Origin of the sequence: Pseudomonas sp. GD03858, from assembly GCF_029840925.1 — a bacterium.
Lineage (GTDB): Bacteria > Pseudomonadota > Gammaproteobacteria > Pseudomonadales > Pseudomonadaceae > Aquipseudomonas.
On sequence record NZ_JAOCDM010000054.1, the window covers coordinates 1 to 18,164 of the forward strand.

The following is an 18,164-nucleotide window of genomic DNA, read 5'->3' on the forward strand; positions in this document are numbered from 1 at the left end:
CCAGAAAAGCCGAGCGCTGATGGTGCGTTTAGAAGCTATCACCGGGCACGCGTACCCAGCCCTCCATCAGCACCCGAGCGCTTCGGCTCATGATTGCCTTGGTCACGGTCCACTGCCCGTCCACCTGACGCGCCTCGGCCCCGACCCGCAGCGTGCCGGACGGATGACCGAAACGCACGGCACTGCGCTCCCCGCCACCGGCGGCGAGGTTGACCAGCGTTCCCGGGATCGCCGCGGCGGTGCCGATGGCGACCGCCGCGGTGCCCATCATCGCGTGGTGCAGCTTGCCCATCGACAGCGCACGCACCAGCAGGTCGACGTCCTCGGCGGCGACAACCTTGCCACTGGAGGAGGTATAGCCCGTTGGCGCCGCGACAAACGCCACCTTCGGCGTGTGCTGGCGCCCGGCAGCCTGGTCGATGTGCTCGATCAGCCCCATGCGCACCGCGCCGTGGGCGCGGAGGGTCTCGAAACGCTGCAATGCCACGGCATCGCCGTTGATCGCGTCCTGCAGCTCGGTACCGGTATAGCCGATATCGGCGGCATTGACGAAGATGGTCGGGATGCCGGCGTTGATCAGGGTCGCCTTGAAGGTGCCGACGCCCGGCACCTCGAGGTCGTCGACCAGGTTGCCGGTGGGGAACATCGCCCCGCCGTCACCGTCCTCGTCGGCGGCCGGATCGAGGAACTCCAGCTGCACCTCGGCGGCCGGGAAGGTCACGCCGTCGAGCTCGAAATCACCGGTTTCCTGCACCTCGCCTTCGGTGACCGGCACATGGGCGATGATGGTCTTGCCGATGTTGGCCTGCCAGATCCGCACGGTGGCGATGCCATTGCGCGGAATGCGGCTGGCATCGACCAGCCCGCCGCTGATGGCGAACGAGCCGACCGCAGCGGACAGGTTGCCGCAGTTGCCGCTCCAGTCGACGAAAGCCTTGTCGATCGACACCTGGCCGAACAGGTAGTCGACGTCGTGGTCGGCCTTGAGGCTCTTCGACAGGATCACCGTCTTGTTGGTGCTGGACGTCGCGCCGCCCATGCCGTCGATCTGCTTGCCGTACGGGTCGGGGCTGCCGATCACCCGCAGCAGCAGGGCGTCACGGGCCGGGCCCGGGACCTGGGCGCGCTCGGGCAGGTCCTGGAGGCGGAAGAACACGCCTTTGCTGGTGCCGCCACGAATATAGGTGGCGGGGATTCTTACTTGAGGTACATGGGCCATTGCAGTTTTTCCTGATCTTTTCGTTTCGGCGAAAATCCCTGGGGCTGCTTTGCAGCCCTTTCGCGACACAAGGCCGCTCCTACAGGAGGTCGCGGTCGCCTGTAGGAGCGGCCTTGTGTCGCGAAAGGGCCGCAAAGCGGCCCCCGTTTCATGCTCAGGCCGCGCCTTCCAGGAAGTCCTGAGCAAAGCGCTGCAACACGCCACCCGCCTCGTAGATCGACACCTCTTCGGCGGTATCCAGGCGGCAGGTCACCGGCACCTCGACACGCTCGCCATTGCGCCGCGTCACCACCAGGGTCAGCGTCGCGCGTGGCTTGCGCTCACCGAGCACGTCATAGGTCTCGCTGCCGTCCAGGCCCAGGGTCTTGCGGTCGGTGCCCGGCTTGAACTCCAGCGGCAGCACGCCCATGCCCACCAGGTTGGTGCGGTGGATGCGCTCGAAGCCTTCGGCGACGATGGCCTCGACGCCGGCCAGGCGCACGCCCTTGGCCGCCCAGTCGCGGGACGAACCCTGGCCGTAGTCGGCACCGGCAACGATGATCAGCGGCTGCTTGCGCTCCATGTAGGTCTCGATGGCCTCCCACATGCGGGTCACCTTGCCTTCCGGCTCAAGGCGCGCCAGCGACCCCTGCTTCACGCTGCCGTCATCCTTGCGCACCATCTCGTTGAACAGCTTGGGGTTAGCGAAGGTGGCGCGCTGGGCGGTGAGGTGGTCGCCACGGTGGGTCGCGTAGGAGTTGAAGTCCTCCTCCGGCAGGCCCATCTTGGCCAGGTACTCGCCGGCGGCGCTGTCGAGCAGGATGGCATTGGACGGTGACAGGTGATCGGTGGTGATGTTGTCCGGCAGCACCGCCAGAGGGCGCATGCCGCGCAGGGTGCGCTCGCCGGCCAGGGCGCCTTCCCAGTACGGCGGGCGACGGATGTAGGTGCTCATCGGGCGCCATTCGTACAGCGGCGCCACCTTCGGCCCGCGATCTTCCTCGATGGCGAACATCGGGATGTAGACCTTGCGGAACTGCTCGGGCTTGACCGCCGCACGCACGACCGCGTCGATCTCTGCGTCGCTCGGCCAGATGTCCTTGAGACGGATTTCCTTGCCGTCGACCACGCCCAGCACATCTTTCTCGATGTCGAAGCGGATGGTGCCAGCGATAGCGTAAGCCACCACCAGCGGCGGCGAGGCGAGGAACGCCTGCTTGGCGTAGGGGTGAATGCGCCCGTCGAAGTTGCGGTTGCCCGACAGCACGGCGGTGGCGTACAGGTCGCGGTCGATGATCTCCTGCTGGATCACCGGGTCCAGCGCACCGGACATGCCGTTGCAGGTGGTACAGGCGAACGCGACGATGCCAAAGCCCAGTTGCTCCAGTTCTTTCTCCAGGCCGGCTTCTTCCAGGTAAAGCTGCACGGCTTTGGAGCCTGGCGCCAGCGACGACTTGACCCAGGGCTTGCGTGCCAGGCCGAGCTTGTTGGCATTGCGTGCCAACAGGCCTGCGGCGATCACGTTGCGTGGGTTGCTGGTGTTGGTGCAGCTGGTGATGGCGGCGATGATCACCGCGCCGTCCGGCATCTGGCCCGGCACTTCTTCCCAGGCGCCGGCGATGCCCTTGGCCGCCAGTTCGCTGGTGGCCACTCGGGCATGCGGGTTGGACGGGCCGGCCATGTTGCGCACCACGCTCGACAGGTCGAAGCTCAGGGTGCGCTCGTACTCGGCCTTGGCCAGGCTGTCGGCCCACAGGCCGGCGGCCTTGGCGTAGGTTTCCACCAGCTGCACCTGCTGGTCATCGCGACCGGTGAGCTTGAGGTAGTCGATGGTCTGCTGGTCGATGGCGAACATCGCCGCGGTGGCGCCGTATTCCGGGGCCATGTTGGAGATGGTGGCGCGGTCGCCCAGGGTCAGCGCACTGGCGCCGGCACCGTGGAACTCCAGGTAGGCGCCGACCACCTTCTGCTTGCGCAGGAACTCGGTGAGCGCCAGCACCAGGTCGGTGGCGGTGATGTTCGGCGCCAGGCGACCGGTCAGCTCGACGCCGACGATTTCCGGCAGGCGCATCCACGAGGCGCGGCCGAGCATCACGTTCTCGGCCTCCAGGCCGCCGACGCCGATGGCGATCACACCCAGGGCATCCACGTGCGGGGTGTGGCTGTCGGTGCCGACACAGGTGTCCGGGTAGGCCACGCCGCGATCGTTGTGGATCACCGGCGACATCTTCTCCAGGTTGATCTGGTGCATGATGCCGTTGCCCGGCTGGATCACGTCGACGTTCTTGAACGCCTGCTTGGTCCAGTTGATGAAGTGGAAACGGTCTTCGTTGCGGCGGTCCTCGATGGCGCGGTTCTTGTCGAACGCCTGCGGATCGAAGCCGCCGCACTCCACGGCCAGCGAGTGGTCGACGATCAATTGCACCGGTACCACCGGGTTGACCTGGGCCGGGTCGCCGCCCTTGTCGGCGATGGCGTCGCGCAGGCCGGCCAGGTCGACCAGGGCGGTCTGGCCGAGAATGTCGTGACATACCACGCGGGCCGGGAACCAGGGGAAGTCGAGGTCGCGCTTGCGCTCGATCAGCTGTTCCAGCGAGGCGTTGAGGGTGGCCGGATCACAGCGGCGCACCAGGTTCTCGGCCAGTACCCGGGATGTGTACGGCAGGCCCTCGTAGGCGCCGGGCTTGATCGCCTCGACCGCGGCACGGGCGTCGAAGTAGTCCAGGGCGGTGCCTGTCAGGTTCTTGCGGAATGCGGTGTTCATATCGTTATCGGGCTCGGTCACGGTAATCGTTATGCAGGTCTGGCCATTGGGGCCGCTGCGCGCCCCTATCGCGACACAAGGCCGCTCCTACAGGGACTGCGCCGCACCTGTAGGAGCGGCCTTGTGTCGCGATAGGGCTGCGCAGCAGCCCCAGCAGTCGACAATTCAGCGCTGCTCGATCGGCACGAACTGGCGCTGTTCGACGCCCACGTACTCGGCGCTCGGGCGGATGATGCGGTTGTTGGCGCGCTGTTCGAACACGTGCGCGGCCCAGCCGGTCAGGCGCGAGCAGACGAAGATCGGGGTGAACAGCTTGGTCGGGATGCCCATGAAGTGGTACGCCGAGGCATGGTAGAAGTCGGCGTTGGGGAACAGGCGCTTCTGCTCCCACATGGTTTTGTCGATGGCTTCGGAAACCGGGTACAGGACCTTGTCGCCGACTTCATCGGCGAGCTGCTTCGACCAGCCCTTGATCACTTCGTTACGCGGGTCGGACTCTTTGTAGATGGCGTGGCCAAAGCCCATGATCTTGTCCTTGCGCTCGAGCATGCGCAGCAGCTCGGCGGTGGCTTCCTGCGGGGTCTGGAAGCGCTCGATCAGCTCCATCGCCGCTTCGTTGGCGCCGCCGTGCAGCGGGCCGCGCAGCGAGCCGATGGCGGCGGTGACGCAAGAGTAGAGGTCGGACAGGGTCGAGGCGCAGACCCGGGCGGTGAAGGTCGAGGCGTTGAACTCGTGCTCCGCGTAGAGGATCAGCGAGACGTTCATCACCTTGACGTGCAGCGCGCTCGGCTTCTTGCCGTGCAGCAGGTGCAGGAAGTGACCGCCCAAGGTGTCCTCGTCGCTGGTGCAGTCGATGCGCACGCCGTGGTGGGTGAAGCGGTACCAGTAGCACATCACCGCCGGGAACAGCGCCAGCAGGCGATCGGTCTTCTCGCGCTGGGCGTCGAAGGTCAGCTCGGGCTCGAGGGTGCCGAGCACCGAGCAGCCGGTGCGCATCACGTCCATCGGGTGGGCGTCGCGCGGGATGCGCTCGAGCACTTCCTTCAGCGCTTGCGGCAGGTCGCGCAGACCCTTGAGCTTGCGCTTGTAGTCGGCCAACTCCGTCTTGCTCGGCAGCTCGCCGTACAGCAGCAGGTAGGCGACTTCCTCGAACTCGGCGCCGGCGGCCAGGTCGCGCACGTCATAGCCGCGGTAGGTCAGGCCGGCCCCGGCCTGGCCGACGGTCGACAGCGCGGTCTGGCCGGCCACCTGGCCACGCAGGCCCGCGCCACTGAGTACTTTTGCTTCGGCCATGGTGTTTCTCCTTTCTTGAATTTGTTATCGAAGTCTTTTCTGGCTAATCGGTTTGCCTGTGCCGGCCTCTTCGCGGGTAAACCCGCTCCCACAGGTTTGGCGCAATCTCTGAAACCTGTGGGAGCGGGTTTACCCGCGAAGAGGCCGGCACAGGTATTCATTTACCCTTTTTTCTGCGCGAACAACGCATCGAGGCTCTGCTCGAAGGCGTGGTAGCCGATGGCATCGTAGAGCTCCATGCGGGTCTGCATGGTGTCGATCACGTGCTTCTGGGTGCCGTCGCGGCGCAGCGCGGTGTAGACGTTCTCGGCCGCCTTGTTCATGGCGCGGAAGGCCGACAGCGGGTACAGCACCAGCGACACATCGACCGAGGCCAGTTCCTCGGTGGTGTACAGCGGCGTGGCGCCGAACTCGGTGATGTTGGCCAGGATCGGCGCCTTCACCCGGTCGGCGAAGGTCTTGTACATCGAAAGCTCGGTGATGGCTTCCGGGAAGATCATGTCGGCGCCGGCCTCGATGCAGGCGGCGGCGCGGTCCAGCGCGGCGTTCAGGCCTTCCACCGCCAGGGCATCGGTGCGCGCCATGATCACGAAGCTGTCGTCGCTGCGGGCGTCGACGGCGGCCTTGATGCGATCGACCATCTCCTGCTGCGAGACGATCTCCTTGTTCGGCCGGTGGCCGCAGCGCTTGGCGCCGACCTGGTCCTCGATATGGATAGCCGCGGCACCGAACTTGCTCATCGACTTGACGGTGCGGGCAACGTTGAAGGCCGAGGCGCCGAAGCCGGTGTCGACATCCACCAGCAGCGGCAGGTCGCACACGTCGGTGATGCGCCGTACGTCGGTGAGCACATCGTCCAGGCCGCTGATGCCCAGGTCCGGCAGGCCCAGGGAGCCGGCGGCGACACCGCCGCCGGACAGGTAGATGGCCTTGAAGCCGGCGCGCTTGGCCAGCAGGGCATGGTTGGCGTTGATGGTCCCGACCACCTGCAGCGGATGTTCGGCGGCGACCGCGTCACGGAAACGCTGGCCGGGCGTGCTCTTCACTGTCATGACTCACCTCGTGGGCTATTGTTGTCGGCACCTTGGTAGTGGCGCTCGATATTGCGTTTGGACGCGCCGATGTGGCGGCGCATCAGGAGTTCTGCCAGTTCGCCATCACGGGCCTCGATCGCATCGAGGATGCGGTGGTGCTCGGCGAAGGCCTGGCGCGGGCGGTTGGGCGTGCTGGAGAACTGGATGCGGTACATGCGCACCAGCTGGTACAGCTCGCCGCAGAGCATCTTGTACAGGGTCTGGTTGCCGCTGCCCTGGATGATCCGGTAGTGAAAGTCGTAGTCGCCTTCCTGCTGGTAGTAGCCCTGCCCGGCCTGGAACGCGGCGTCGCGCTCATGGGTGTCGAGCACGTGGCGCAGTTCGTCGATGGCCGCCTGGCTCATGCGCTCGGCGGCCAGGCGGCAGGCCATGCCTTCGAGGGATTCGCGGATTTCGTACAGTTCGATCAGCTCGGCATGGCTGAGCGACACCACCCGGGCGCCGACATGCGGCACGCGCACCAGCAGGCGCTGGCCCTCCAGACGGTGGATCGCCTCGCGCAGCGGGCCGCGGCTGATGCCGTAGGTGCGCGCCAGCTCCGGCTCGGAGATCTTGCTGCCGGGGGCGATGTCGCCCTTGACGATGGCGGCCTGGATACAGCGGAAGACATGCTCCGAGAGGGTCTCGGTCTCGTCCTGGGGCAGTGCGGTGGCCGGGGCTGTATCCAGCATGATTGTCGACACCTTCAAAATCAGTGACGCAAAAACTAGCCAAATAGAGGAGCTGAGTCAAAGACAAAAAGAATATTGTCGACAATCGTCTAATAACGAACTTACCCCGCCCTTACGGGGTCTGATCGCGGGCGCGCTGGCGTCAAGACATCGGCGTGATAGAATGCCGCGCTCCCCCGGGAGCATGGATAGTGTGTCTGTCATCATTTCATGTTGTTGACAGATCAATGAGGACGCTTGGCCAGTCGCCTTGCCCTGAACTTCGCACCGCACCGCGCCAGGATTATGAGACTCATACCCGTTTCACTGCTGCTCTGCCTGACCCTGCTGCCGGCGCTCGCGCCCGCGGCCGAGAAGACCGTGTACGGTCTGAACGAATACGCCCGCCTGGGCGGCCTTGACCTGGAAGTCGCGGCCAAGCTCGACACCGGCGCCAAGACCGCCTCGCTCAGCGCCCGCGACATCAAGCGCTTCAAGCGCAACGGCGAAAGCTGGGTGCGCTTCTACCTGGCCATCGACGCCGCGCACAAGCACCCCATCGAACGCCCCCTGGCCCGCGTCAGCAAGATCAAGCGCCGCGCCGGGGACTATGATGTCGAATCCGGCAAGGCCTACACCGCCCGCCCGGTCATCGAACTCGAGATCTGCATGGGCCAGACGCAACGCACCATCGAGGTCAACCTCACCGACCGCAGCGCCTTCCAGTTCCCGCTGCTGATCGGTTCCGAGGCCCTCAAGCACTTCGGTGCGCTGGTCGACCCAAGCCTTAAATACGCGGCCGGCAAACCTGCCTGCGCCACCGAAGCTCCCAAAGCAGAGTAATTCCGATGCGCTCTCTTACCCTTCACCTGAAAGTCCTGATCACCGTCCTGGTGCTGCTGGGCATCGCGATCACGGCCTATCAGATCTTCGCCCTCGGCATTCCGGTGACCGAGGACGAGACCGACGACCTGTGGAACATCGACGCCAAGGTCGAGTTCGTCGCCAGCGCCAAGGACCCGGTCAAGGTGCAGATGTTCGTGCCCCCGCTGAACCGTGACTACGTGAGCCTCAACGAGAGCTTCATCTCCAACAACTATGGAGTGAGCGTCAACCGCGCCGATGGCAACCGCAAGGTGACCTGGTCGGCCCGTCGTGCCAGCGGCAACCAGACCCTCTACTACCGCCTGGTGCTGACCAAGCGCTACAGCACCGAAAAAGCCAAGATCAAGGGCCCGACCTTCCGCGACAGCCTGGCCGTAGAAGGCCCGGAAAAGATCGCCGCCGAAGCGCTGATGGCGCCGATCCGCCAGCACTCGGCCGACGTCGAGACCTTCGTCAGCGAGACCATCAAGCGGGTCAACAACCTCAATGACGACAACGTCAAGCTGCTGCTGGCCGGCGACACCTCGCCGATGAAGAAAGCCCAGGTGATCGACCTGCTGCTGTCCATCGCCCATGTGCCGCTGGAAAAGGTCCACACCATCCGCCTGGTCGCCGACACCCCGCAGAGCCCCGAACTGTGGCTGCGCAGCTTCAACGGCAACGACTGGCTGTACTTCAACCCGGAGACCGGCGAGCAGGGCCTGCCCAGCGACCGCCTGCTGTGGTGGACCGGTGATGACAACCTGATCACCGTCGATGGCGGCAGGAAAGCCAGCGTCACCTTCAGCATGAACAACAGCGAGATGAACGCCATCCGCCTGGCCAAGCTGACCGACGAGAACACCGACGCCGACTTCCTCGAATACTCGCTGTACGGCCTGCCGCTGCAGACCCAGCAGACCTTCATGATCATGGTGATGATCCCGATCGGCGTGCTGGTGATCCTGGTGCTGCGTAACCTGATCGGCATCCAGACCCTGGGTACCTTCACCCCGGTGCTGATCGCCCTGGCCTTCCGCGAGACCCAGCTGGGCTTCGGCATCATCCTGTTCACGGTGATCACCGCCCTGGGCCTGTCGCTGCGCTCGTACCTTGAGCACCTCAAGCTGCAGATGCTGCCGCGCTTGTCGGTGGTACTGACCTTCGTCGTGGTGCTGATCGCCGCCATCAGCCTGTTCAGCCACAAGCTGGGCCTGGAGCGCGGCCTGTCGGTGGCACTGTTCCCGATGGTGATCCTGACCATGACCATCGAGCGCCTGTCGATCACCTGGGAAGAGCGTGGCGGCGGCCATGCCATGAAAGTGGCCATCGGCACCCTGTTCGCCGCCTCCATCGCGCACCTGCTGATGACCGTGCCGGAAGCGGTGTACTTCGTCTTCACCTTCCCGGCGGTGCTGCTGATCCTGGTGGGCTTCATGCTGGCGATGGGTCGCTACCGCGGCTACCGCCTGACCGAGCTCGTGCGCTTCAAGGCATTCCTGAAGAAGGCTGACGCCTGATGTTTGGCCTGATCAAGACGTGGAAAGCCCTGGAGGCCCGGGGCATCATGGGTATCAACCGGCGCAACGCGGACTACGTGTTGAAGTACAACAAGCGCCACCTGTACCCGATCGTCGACGACAAGATCATCACCAAGGAGCGCGCCCTGGCGGCCGGCATCCATGTGCCGGAGATGTACGGCATCATCGAGACCGAGAAGCAGATCGAAAAACTCGACGAGATCATCGGCGGGCGCAGCGACTTCGTCATCAAGCCGGCCCAGGGCGCCGGCGGTGACGGCATCCTGGTGATCGCCGACCGTTTCGAGGACCGCTATCGCACGGTGTCGGGCAAGATCATCAGCCATGAGGAGATCGAGCACCAGATCTCCAGCATCCTCACCGGCCTGTACTCGCTGGGCGGGCACCGCGACCGCGCGCTGATCGAGTACCGGGTCACCCCGGACCAGATCTTCAAGAGCATCAGCTACGAAGGCGTGCCGGACATCCGCATCATCGTGCTGATGGGCTATCCGGTGATGGCCATGCTGCGCCTGCCGACCCGCCAGTCCGGCGGCAAGGCCAACCTGCACCAGGGCGCCATCGGCGTGGGTGTGGACCTGGCCACCGGCCTGACCCTGCGCGGCACCTGGCTGAACAAGATCATCAGCAAGCACCCGGACACCACCAACGCGGTGGACGGTGTGCAGCTGCCGAACTGGGACGGTTTCATGAAGCTCGCGGCCAGCTGCTACGAGCTGTGCGGCCTGGGCTACATCGGCGTGGACATGGTCCTGGATCAGGACAAGGGCCCGCTGATCCTCGAGCTCAACGCCCGCCCCGGCCTGAACATCCAGATCGCCAACGACTGCGGCCTGACCCAGCGCACCCATGCCATCGAGGCGCACCTGGAGATGCTGGCCAAGGAAGGTCGCAGCGAGGATGCCGAGCAGCGCGTGAAGGTTTCGCAAGGGCTGTTCGGGCACGTCAATCCGCTGTAACCCAAGCCCTGCGCAATCCCTGTAGGAGCGGCCTTGTGCCGCGAAAGGGCTGCAAAGCAGCCCCAGAATTTCAGCGTTTATGCAGAGATTGCCGGGGCCGCTTTGCGGCCCTTTCCGACCGGTCCGACGCCTCGGCAAGGCCGCTCCTACAGGGGGATTGCGCAAATCCGGATGGTGAATGTCGCTGCCAGCGCTAGGCGCATTTCCTACACAGGACTACAATCGCCCTCCTCGCTTTTCATCGCCGTCCATCCTGATGCCGACCTGTACGCTCCACCCCCTGCCCTACCAGCCCGACCCCGCCTTCTACTTCGAACGCCTGCGCCGCGCGCCCGGTGCGATCCTGCTCGACAGCGCCCGTCCAGGCGCCGAACGCGGCCGCTACGACCTGCTCAGCGCCTGGCCGTTGCAACAGTTGCAGGCACACCCCGACGAAGACGGTCGCGACTACCTCCAGCGCCTGCGCCAGGCTCTGGCCGACCTGGGGACGGCACAACTGCCCGAGAGCATCGAGCTGCCGTTCGCCGGTGGCCTGATCGGCTACCTGAGCTACGACTTCGGCCGGCGCCTGGAGCAGCTGCCGACGCACGCGGTCGACGACCTCGGCCTGCCCGACGCGCGGCTGGGGCTGTATGCCTGGGCACTGGTGTCCGACCATCGGCTGTGCAGCAGCCAGCTGGTGTTCCACCCGAGCCTGCCCGAGGCCGAGCAACAACGGCTCATCGCGTTGTTCGAGACCAGCACCCCAGGCGATAGCGGTGACTTCCACCTGCTCGCGCCCATGACCGGCGACCTTCGTCCCGAGCAATACCGGACGGCGTTCGACCAGGTTCAGCACTACATCCAGGCCGGCGACTGCTACCAGATCAATCTCACCCAGCGCTTTCGCGCCCCCTGCCAGGGCGACCCGTGGCGCGCCTACCAGGCCCTGCGCGCCGCCTGCCCGACGCCGTTCTCCGGCTACCAGCAGCTGGATGAAGGCACGGCATTGCTGAGCTTCTCCCCCGAGCGCTTCATCCGTGTCAGCCAGGGCGCGGTCGAGACCCGCCCGATCAAGGGCACCCGCCCGCGCGCCGCCGACCCGGCCGAGGACGCGCGCAACGCCGCCGAGCTGCTGGCAAGCGCCAAGGACCGCTCGGAAAACCTGATGATCGTCGACCTGCTGCGCAACGACATCGGCCGCACCTGCCAGACCGGCTCGGTGAAGGTGCCGGAGCTGTTCAGCCTGGAGAGCTACCCCAACGTTCACCACCTGGTCAGCAGCGTGGTCGGCCGACTGGCCGCCGACAAGGACGCCCTGGACCTGATCGCCGGCAGCTTCCCCGGCGGCTCGATCACCGGCGCCCCGAAGATCCGTGCCATGCAGATCATCGACGAACTGGAGCCGGCGCGCCGGGCGCTGTACTGCGGCTCGCTGCTTTATATCGATGTGCGCGGCGAAATGGACAGCTCCATCGCTATCCGCAGCCTGCTGGTCAAGGATGGCCAGGTCAGTTGCTGGGGCGGCGGCGCGGTGGTGGCCGACTCGGACTGGCAGGCCGAGTACGAGGAGTCGATCGCCAAGGTGCGGGTGCTGATGGAAACGCTGCAGGTCTTGTAATCAGCGGCGCCTGCTTCGCGGGCAAGTCCGCTCCCACAAGGCCTGCGCCACTGTCGGGATCACTCGACACCTGTGGGAGCGGGTTTACCCGCGAAAGGGCCCGCGCAGGCAGCACAAACCCTTGAGATAAACGTCTGCCCCGCCATTTTTTGTTACCATCTGAGCACTACGAGCGCACAGCGCCACTCAACCGATGGAAACCGCCTGATGAGCCAACCCTTCGACGTCGCCGCCCTGGCCGCGACCTACGCCAGCAAGTCCCCGCAGGAGATCCTCAAGCTCGCCTTCGAGCATTTTGGCGATGACCTGTGGATCTCCTTCAGCGGCGCCGAGGATGTGGTGCTGGTGGACATGGCCTGGAAGCTGAACAAGCAGGTCAAGGTGTTCAGCCTCGACACCGGTCGCCTGCACCCGGAGACCTACCGGTTCATCGACCAGGTGCGCGAGCAGTACAACCTGCCCATCGAGATCCTCAGCCCGGACCGCGACAAGCTCGACCCGTTCGTCAAGGAAAAAGGCCTGTTCAGCTTCTACAAGGACGGCCACGGCGAGTGCTGCGGCATCCGCAAGATCGAGCCGCTGCGCCGCAAGCTGGCCACCGTCAGCGCCTGGGCCACTGGCCAGCGCCGCGACCAGAGCCCGGGGACCCGCAGCCAGGTGGCGGCCCTGGAAATCGACAGCGCCTTCTCCACTGCGGAGCGCACCCTGTACAAGTTCAACCCGCTGGCGCAGATGACCAGCGAGGAAGTCTGGGGTTATATCCGCATGCTCGAGCTGCCCTACAACAGCTTGCACGAGCGCGGTTTCATCAGCATCGGCTGCGAGCCGTGCACTCGTCCGGTGCTGCCTAACCAGCACGAGCGCGAAGGGCGTTGGTGGTGGGAAGAGTCGACCCAAAAGGAATGCGGACTGCACGCCGGCAACCTGATCAGCAAGGTTTGAAAGCAGCGGCAAGCTGCAAGCTGCAAGCTGCAAGAAAGAGCAGACCGCGTATGGACTGCTCTTTCTTGTAGCTTGTAGCTTGTAGCTTGTAGCTTGTAGCTTGTAGCTTGTAGCTTGTAGCTTGCCGCTGCTTTCAGTGCACCGGCAGTTCGACCCCTTCGAACAGCTCTTCCAGCTCCTGCTTGTTATGGCACTGGATCGCCTTGGCCATCACCTCACGGGTCAGGTGCGGCGCGAACTTCTCGATGAAATCGCACATGAAGCCACGCAGGAAGGTGCCGCGACGGAAGCCGATCTTGGTGATGCTGGCCTCGAACAGTTCGCTGGCGTCCAGGCACACCAGATCGCTGTCGAGCTTCGCATCGACCGCCATCTTGGCCACGATCCCCACGCCCAACCCCAGGCGCACATAAGTCTTGATCACGTCGGCATCGGCGGCGGTGAACACCACCTTCGGCGTCAGGCCGCGATGGTTGAATGCCTCGTCGAGCTTGGAACGACCGGTGAAACCGAACACGTAAGTGACGATCGGATACTCCGCCACCGCCTCCAGCGTCAGCTTCGGCAGCTTGGTCAGCGGGTGCCCCTGGGGCACCACCACGCAACGGTTCCACTTGTAGCACGGCATCATGATCAGGTCGCCGAACAGCTCCAGTGCCTCGGTGGCGATGGCGAAGTCGACGGTGCCATCGGCGGCCATCTCGGCGATCTGCATCGGCGAGCCCTGGTGCATGTGCAGAGCGACTTCCGGGTATTGCTTGATGAAGCTGCTGATCACTGGTGGCAGCGCGTAACGTGCCTGGGTGTGGGTGGTGGCGATCGACAGCGTGCCTTTTTTCTCGTTGGAGAATTCCTGGGCGATCTGCTTGATGCTTTCGACCTTGCGCAGGATCTCGCCGGCGGTATTGATGATGCGCTCGCCGGCCGGGGTGACACGGGTCAGGTGCTTGCCGCTGCGGGCGAAGACTTCGACGCCCAGCTCGTCCTCGAGCAGGCGGATCTGCTTGCTGATCCCGGGCTGGGAGGTGTACAGGCTCTGCGCCGTCGCGGAAACGTTGAGGTCATGGTGCGCCACTTCCCAGATGTAGCGCAGTTGCTGAAGCTTCATAGATATCCCTCAGAGACGGTAGGTCACCGGCACGCCGGTCGCGACGAGTTATAACTATATTAGTGGCTTGAGAAATAAATCTAGAACTATTTTGTTACGTTCGCCGGAAAAAGTCCTACCGCTAGGTTCACGCTTTCCTGCGCCCAAGGTGCTGGGCCAACGGCACCATGTACACCGGTACCGGCGACAGCTGCAGCAGCCGCACCGCAGTACGGCCGATCGGCACATCCACCCCCGCGCCCGCGCTATGGCTGCCAAAGATCAGCAGATCGACCGACAGCCGTTGCGCCTGCTCGAGGATCACCTGGGCAGGATCGCCCTGGCGCACCCGCACCGCACGGATCAACGCCAGGTCCGCCGGTTCGCTCATCTCGTCACGAAAGTTTTCCAGTACTCGCTGCTCGATATTGGCCATGACCGTGGTGACGCCCTCGCTGTGCAGCGCATCGAGGGTCTGTTCGTCGAGGTAACTCTGCAGCAGCGATTCGGCGAACTGGCCCATGGGCTCCACGGCATGGATCACATACAGTTCTGCGTTGAAGGTCCGTGCCAGGGCCAGGGCGTGCTGCATGACGAAGGGCGCATAGACACCGAGGTCGGTGGCAAACAGCATGGAACGGATCATTCGACCTCCTCGACTGCCGTGACGGCAGAGCAAGCTTGAGCTTAGCAGCGCCATCGACCATCGCCTGGCCGTCTGGCGCACGGCAGCCGCGGGCTTCAGGCCTGCCGGCTGCGCCGGTCGATGAACGCCAGGGCCTGGTACAACGCCTCCATGCGCGGCAGCGCGCATCCAGCCGCCTGCGCCCGGGCCAACGGCTCGGCGTAGATCGCCTGCAACTCCAGCGGCCGCTGCTGGACGTGGTCGTGGTACATGCTCGGCCAGTAGTCCGGCATCTTTTCGGTGACCCGGAACAAGTGTTCAGCGTAACCCTCTGGCAGTTCATGACCGCACGCCCGAGCCCCCGCCACGACTTCCGCCATCAACGCCTGGATCAGCGCACGACTGTCGACATCGGCCATCAAGGGCGTGGTGCTGGCCTGCAGCAACACCGACAAGCCGTTGTAGGGGACATTCCACACCAGTTTCTGCCAGCGCGCCTGGTTGAGATCGGCCATGGCCTGGGAGTCGATGCCCGCCGCGCGGAACAGTTCGGCGCCCTGTTCCACCACGGCGGCGCCGCCGTCCGGGGCCGGGCCACTGTGGTACCCCAGGTTCACCGCGCCCAGCGACTGGTGGCGGATCTCGCCGGGCCCCTCGCGGTTGACGCAAATAAAGCACAGGCCGCCGAGCAGGTGCAGGTCCGGGCGCAAGGCCGGGCGCAACTGTTCCTCGACGCCGAGGCCGTTCTGCAGCAACACCACCCGGGCGTCGGGCGCCGCGGCCTGCACGATCAAGGGCGCAAGTTCGGCGTTGCTGGTGGCCTTGGCGCCCACCAGCAACCAGTCGCAGCGCGGCATGTCGGCGGCACGGGCGTACGCCTGCACCGGCATCCGCACCTGGCCATGCACCGCGCTGTCGAGGCTCAGCCCCTGCTTGCGCACGGCCTCGTATTCGCTGCGCAGCAGAAAGTGCACGTCAAAGCCTGCGCGGGCCAGCATCAGGCCGTAGAAGCCACCGATTGCGCCGCTACCGATGATGCCGATGCGGGGTTTGCCAATGCCGGGGTCGAGGGACGCCATGCCGTGCTCCTGATCAAGAGTCATTATTGTCGGTCTGCCACTATACGCGGGTGCTCGCCTGCACGGCCAAATGCCCCGTCACCGGCAAAAACCCCGGCTCAGCGGCCCCAGCCCATTGTCGCGCCCCCGCTAACGCGCTAAGGTTCGGCCTCCCCGCTGCGAACAATCTGCTGCTGGGCCGCACGGGGATCGCTGGCGGCCGGCACCCGTGACCTGACGAGTAACACGATGGCTGACTTACCGATCGATGACCTTAACGTTGCCTCCAACGAGACCTTGATCACCCCCGATCAGCTCAAGAAGGAAATCCCCCTCAGCGCCAAGGCCCTGCAGACCGTGACTGCCGGCCGCGAAGTGGTGCGCAACATCCTCGACGGCAAGGATCATCGCCTGTTCGTGGTGGTCGGCCCCTGCTCGATCCACGACATCAAGGCCGCCCACGAGTATGCCGAGCGCCTGAAGGTACTGGCCGAGGAAGTTTCCGATACCCTGTACCTGGTCATGCGCGTGTACTTCGAGAAGCCACGCACCACCGTCGGCTGGAAAGGCCTGATCAACGACCCGTACCTGGACGACTCGTTCAAGATCCAGGACGGCCTGCACATCGGTCGCCAACTGCTGCTGGACCTGGCCGAGAAGGGCCTGCCCACCGCCACCGAAGCGCTCGACCCGATCTCCCCGCAATACCTGCAGGACCTGATCAGCTGGTCGGCCATCGGCGCCCGCACTACCGAATCGCAGACCCACCGCGAGATGGCCTCGGGCCTGTCCTCGGCAGTCGGCTTCAAGAACGGCACCGATGGCGGCCTGACCGTGGCCATCAACGCCTTGCAGTCGGTGTCCAAGCCGCACCGTTTCCTGGGCATCAACCAGGAAGGCGGCGTATCCATCGTCACCACCAAGGGCAACGCCTATGGCCACGTGGTACTGCGTGGCGGCAACGGCAAGCCCAACTATGACTCGGTCAGCGTCGCCCTGTGCGAGCAGGACCTGGCCAAGGCCAAGATCAAGGCCAACATCATGGTCGACTGCAGCCACGCCAACTCCAACAAGGACCCGGCCCTGCAGCCGCTGGTCATGGAAAACGTGGCCAACCAGATCCTCGAAGGCAACCAGTCGATCATCGGCCTGATGGTCGAGAGCCACCTGAACTGGGGCTGCCAGGCTATTCCAAAGAACCTCGAGGAGCTGCAGTACGGCGTATCCGTCACCGATGCCTGCATCGACTGGGCGGCCACCGAGAAGACCCTGCGCAGCATGCACGCCAAGCTCAAGGACGTGCTGCCCAAGCGCCAGCGCGGCTGAAACCCGCACACATGAAAACGCCGGGCAATGCCCGGCGTTTTCATGTGTGCGTTGCGCTCAAGCCTTGCTGGAGTGGCGCTGCTGGCGTTCCATGTAGCGCTCGACATAGGAACACGACGGGATCACGGTGTAGCCCATCTGTTCGGCGTAGTCCAGCGCCTTCTCGGTGAGCGCGGCAGCGATCCCGCGCCCGCGCAAGGCGTTGGGAACGAAGGTGCGGTAGATGTCCAGCGTCTGCTTGCCCAGGTCCATGTACGTAAGGTACGCCCGGTGACCGTCCACGGTGGTCTCGAACTGATGACCGGCCTGGTCATGGTGGATGGTCAGCGTCTCGCTCATCACTACTCCTCGCAGGTCTTGTCGGCAGACCCTTACCTTACCGATGGGATTTATCCGGCGAAGGAACCTCTACGCCACCTGTTGCCCTTGGACAGCAGGACGATCTGGACGTTCTGTGTCGATGGCACCCTCAAATAGTAGGCGCCGCCAACAAGAATGCTCAAGCCGCCAGGAATGAAAATGCTGACAGCTACCTGCTTCTGGTGCGACAACAGCAACCGGATGTTCTTGGGCTAAGACGCCGGGCGACAGTTAAAGTCACCCTTAGTTCAACAAAAAAGTTCCTGTACTACAGACGCTTGCGGAGGCTGATCAAGATTTTCACACTTTGTTTACAAAGCCCGTCGCGGGAGCCGCCCGCCGCATTTTTTTTGCAGTTCTTGCGCTTAGTCAGTTTACTTACTACAAGTAATGGGTACTATGTACGCCGGCCAGTTTCTCTTTTCCGAGAGATGGCTCTTTAATAGAAAGTCCTTGAAGGGGAACACGATGAACAACGTTCTGAAATTCTCTGCTCTGGCTCTGGCCGCAGTTCTGGCTACCGGTTGCAGCAGCGTATCCAAAGAAACCGAAGCTCGCCTGACTGCTACCGAAGACGCAGCAGCTCGCGCTCAGGCTCGTGCAGACGAAGCCTACCGCAAAGCTGACGACGCTCTGGCAGCTGCTCAGAAGGCTCAGCAGACCGCTGACGAAGCCAACGAGCGCGCTCTGCGCATGCTGGACAAAGCCAGCCGCAAGTAATAATCCTCGCGGATTGTTATGGAGCCGACCCACTTGTGGGTCGGCTTTTTTGTTGCCTTGAAAAAGGCCACCCAGCACATGCG

At 64.4% G+C, this 18,164-nt stretch carries 16 protein-coding genes; 7 read left to right on the forward strand and 9 right to left on the reverse strand.

Features of this window, described 5'->3' with window-relative positions; all coding sequences use genetic code 11:
• Nucleotides 1-28 precede the first annotated feature (28 nt).
• The 5 genes from prpF to N5D48_RS15160 all read right to left on the reverse strand — a co-directional run bounded on the left by prpF (nt 29) and on the right by N5D48_RS15160 (nt 7,020).
• A complete protein-coding gene (gene prpF / locus N5D48_RS15140) occupies nt 29-1,219 on the reverse strand; it encodes a 2-methylaconitate cis-trans isomerase PrpF (RefSeq protein WP_279885642.1) in 1,191 nt (396 codons plus the stop codon).
• Between the two features lie 154 nt (nt 1,220-1,373).
• Nucleotides 1,374-3,962: a Fe/S-dependent 2-methylisocitrate dehydratase AcnD gene (acnD, locus tag N5D48_RS15145; RefSeq protein ID WP_279885645.1), complete on the reverse strand. Its 2,589-nt coding sequence runs from the start codon at nt 3,960-3,962 to the stop codon at nt 1,374-1,376.
• A gap of 165 nt (nt 3,963-4,127) precedes the next feature.
• Complete coding sequence (gene prpC, locus N5D48_RS15150) at nt 4,128-5,255, reverse strand: 2-methylcitrate synthase (RefSeq protein WP_279885648.1); 1,128 nt, start codon at nt 5,253-5,255, stop codon at nt 4,128-4,130.
• Nucleotides 5,256-5,416: 161 nt separating this feature from the next.
• Complete coding sequence (gene prpB, locus N5D48_RS15155) at nt 5,417-6,307, reverse strand: methylisocitrate lyase (RefSeq protein ID WP_279885651.1); 891 nt, start codon at nt 6,305-6,307, stop codon at nt 5,417-5,419.
• Nucleotides 6,304-7,020: a GntR family transcriptional regulator gene (locus N5D48_RS15160; RefSeq protein ID WP_279885654.1), complete on the reverse strand. Its 717-nt coding sequence runs from the start codon at nt 7,018-7,020 to the stop codon at nt 6,304-6,306. Before N5D48_RS15160 ends, prpB begins: the two co-directional genes overlap by 4 nt.
• Before the next feature lie 285 nt (nt 7,021-7,305).
• Between N5D48_RS15160 and N5D48_RS15165 the strand changes: the two genes are divergently transcribed.
• From N5D48_RS15165 to N5D48_RS15185, 5 genes are all read left to right on the forward strand, one after another.
• The gene (locus tag N5D48_RS15165) at nt 7,306-7,842 is read left to right on the forward strand and encodes an ATP-dependent zinc protease (protein WP_279885657.1); all 537 of its coding nucleotides are present in this window, start codon (nt 7,306-7,308) and stop codon (nt 7,840-7,842) included.
• A gap of 5 nt (nt 7,843-7,847) precedes the next feature.
• Nucleotides 7,848-9,383 carry an inactive transglutaminase family protein gene (locus N5D48_RS15170; protein WP_279885659.1) on the forward strand — a complete coding sequence of 512 codons (1,536 nt, stop codon included), beginning with the start codon at nt 7,848-7,850 and terminating at the stop codon, nt 9,381-9,383.
• Complete coding sequence (locus tag N5D48_RS15175) at nt 9,383-10,363, forward strand: alpha-L-glutamate ligase-like protein (protein WP_028692610.1); 981 nt, start codon at nt 9,383-9,385, stop codon at nt 10,361-10,363. Before N5D48_RS15170 ends, N5D48_RS15175 begins: the two co-directional genes overlap by 1 nt.
• Before the next feature lie 256 nt (nt 10,364-10,619).
• Complete coding sequence (gene pabB, locus N5D48_RS15180; RefSeq protein WP_279885664.1) at nt 10,620-11,963, forward strand: aminodeoxychorismate synthase component I; 1,344 nt, start codon at nt 10,620-10,622, stop codon at nt 11,961-11,963.
• 207 nt (nt 11,964-12,170) lie between these two features.
• Nucleotides 12,171-12,905, forward strand: a complete 735-nt coding sequence (locus N5D48_RS15185; RefSeq protein ID WP_279885667.1) for a phosphoadenylyl-sulfate reductase — start codon at nt 12,171-12,173, stop codon at nt 12,903-12,905.
• A 133-nt stretch (nt 12,906-13,038) separates the two neighbouring features.
• Here N5D48_RS15185 and cysB read toward each other — a convergent pair whose 3' ends face one another.
• The 3 genes from cysB to N5D48_RS15200 form a co-directional block, all read right to left on the reverse strand.
• Nucleotides 13,039-14,013, reverse strand: coding sequence for an HTH-type transcriptional regulator CysB (gene cysB, locus N5D48_RS15190; protein WP_279806355.1), 975 nt, complete (start codon nt 14,011-14,013; stop codon nt 13,039-13,041).
• 127 nt (nt 14,014-14,140) lie between these two features.
• A complete protein-coding gene (locus N5D48_RS15195; RefSeq protein WP_279885669.1) occupies nt 14,141-14,638 on the reverse strand; it encodes a universal stress protein in 498 nt (165 codons plus the stop codon).
• Between the two features lie 95 nt (nt 14,639-14,733).
• Complete coding sequence (locus tag N5D48_RS15200) at nt 14,734-15,696, reverse strand: putative 2-dehydropantoate 2-reductase (protein ID WP_279885670.1); 963 nt, start codon at nt 15,694-15,696, stop codon at nt 14,734-14,736.
• A 228-nt stretch (nt 15,697-15,924) separates the two neighbouring features.
• On the opposite strand from N5D48_RS15200, the gene N5D48_RS15205 reads away from it, so the two are divergent.
• Entirely contained in the window at nt 15,925-17,001 is a 1,077-nt protein-coding gene (locus N5D48_RS15205; RefSeq protein WP_279885672.1) for a 3-deoxy-7-phosphoheptulonate synthase, read from the forward strand.
• Between the two features lie 57 nt (nt 17,002-17,058).
• On the opposite strand, the gene N5D48_RS15210 is transcribed toward N5D48_RS15205, so the two are convergent.
• Nucleotides 17,059-17,340, reverse strand: coding sequence for a GNAT family N-acetyltransferase (locus tag N5D48_RS15210; protein ID WP_279885674.1), 282 nt, complete (start codon nt 17,338-17,340; stop codon nt 17,059-17,061).
• A gap of 489 nt (nt 17,341-17,829) precedes the next feature.
• On the opposite strand from N5D48_RS15210, the gene oprI reads away from it, so the two are divergent.
• On the forward strand, nt 17,830-18,081 hold the full coding sequence (gene oprI, locus N5D48_RS15215) for an outer membrane lipoprotei OprI (protein ID WP_003259780.1): 252 nt from the start codon (nt 17,830-17,832) through the stop codon (nt 18,079-18,081).
• The last annotated feature ends 83 nt before the right edge of the window (nt 18,082-18,164 follow it).